Source organism: Enterobacter sp. 148H3 (assembly GCF_034107425.1).
GTDB lineage: Bacteria > Pseudomonadota > Gammaproteobacteria > Enterobacterales > Enterobacteriaceae > Enterobacter > Enterobacter vonholyi.
In genome coordinates this window covers 1-1,690 of record NZ_JAWNEI010000040.1, presented here as the reverse complement: position 1 = coordinate 1,690, position 1,690 = coordinate 1, and the positions used below count along the sequence as shown (strand labels likewise).

At 53.5% G+C, this 1,690-nt stretch carries 1 rRNA gene; it reads right to left on the bottom strand.

The annotated features are described in order from the left end of the window. Positions 1-12: 12 nt before the first annotated feature. Positions 13-1,690 (bottom strand): 23S ribosomal RNA (locus USH94_RS22380); the annotation flags it as partial.

Below are 1,690 nucleotides of genomic sequence, written 5' to 3'. Positions count from 1 at the left end.
CTTCGGCGTTGTAAGGTTAAGCCTCACGGTTCATTAGTATCGGTTAGCTCAACGCATCGCTGCGCTTACACACCCGACCTATCAACGTCGTCGTCTTCAACGTTCCTTCAGGACCCTTAAAGGGTCAGGGAGAACTCATCTCGGGGCAAGTTTCGTGCTTAGATGCTTTCAGCACTTATCTTTTCCGCATTTAGCTACCGGGCAGTGCCATTGGCATGACAACCCGAACACCAGTGATGCGTCCACTCCGGTCCTCTCGTACTAGGAGCAGCCCCCCTCAATTCTCCAGCGCCCACGGCAGATAGGGACCGAACTGTCTCACGACGTTCTAAACCCAGCTCGCGTACCACTTTAAATGGCGAACAGCCATACCCTTGGGACCTACTTCAGCCCCAGGATGTGATGAGCCGACATCGAGGTGCCAAACACCGCCGTCGATATGAACTCTTGGGCGGTATCAGCCTGTTATCCCCGGAGTACCTTTTATCCGTTGAGCGATGGCCCTTCCATTCAGAACCACCGGATCACTATGACCTGCTTTCGCACCTGCTCGAGCCGTCACTCTCGCAGTCAAGCTAGCTTATGCCATTGCACTAACCTCCTGATGTCCGACCAGGATTAGCTAACCTTCGTGCTCCTCCGTTACTCTTTGGGAGGAGACCGCCCCAGTCAAACTACCCACCAGACACTGTCCGCAACCCGGATCACGGGTCTACGTTAGAACACCAGCCATTAAAGGGTGGTATTTCAAGGACGGCTCCACGCAGACTGGCGTCCACGCTTCAAAGCCTCCCACCTATCCTACACATCAAGGACCAGTGTTCAGTGTCAAGCTATAGTAAAGGTTCACGGGGTCTTTCCGTCTTGCCGCGGGTACACTGCATCTTCACAGCGAGTTCAATTTCACTGAGTCTCGGGTGGAGACAGCCTGGCCATCATTACGCCATTCGTGCAGGTCGGAACTTACCCGACAAGGAATTTCGCTACCTTAGGACCGTTATAGTTACGGCCGCCGTTTACCGGGGCTTCGATCAAGAGCTTCGCGTTGCCGCTAACCCCATCAATTAACCTTCCGGCACCGGGCAGGCGTCACACCGTATACGTCCACTTTCGTGTTTGCACAGTGCTGTGTTTTTAATAAACAGTTGCAGCCAGCTGGTATCTTCGACTGATTTCAGCTCCACCCGCAGGGGCTTCACCTACATATCAGCGTGCCTTCTCCCGAAGTTACGGCACCATTTTGCCTAGTTCCTTCACCCGAGTTCTCTCAAGCGCCTTGGTATTCTCTACCTGACCACCTGTGTCGGTTTGGGGTACGATTTCGTGTTACCTGATGCTTAGAGGCTTTTCCTGGAAGCAGGGCATTTGTTACTTCAGCACCGTAGTGCCTCGTCATCACACCTCAGCGTTAAAAAACGACCGGATTTACCTAATCGTTCCGCCTACATGCTTAAACCGGGACAACCGTCGCCCGGCTAACATAGCCTTCTCCGTCCCCCCTTCGCAGTAACACCAAGTACAGGAATATTAACCTGTTTCCCATCGACTACGCCTTTCGGCCTCGCCTTAGGGGTCGACTCACCCTGCCCCGATTAACGTTGGACAGGAACCCTTGGTCTTCCGGCGAGCGGGCTTTTCACCCGCTTTATCGTTACTTATGTCAGCATTCGCACTTCTGATACCTCCAGCA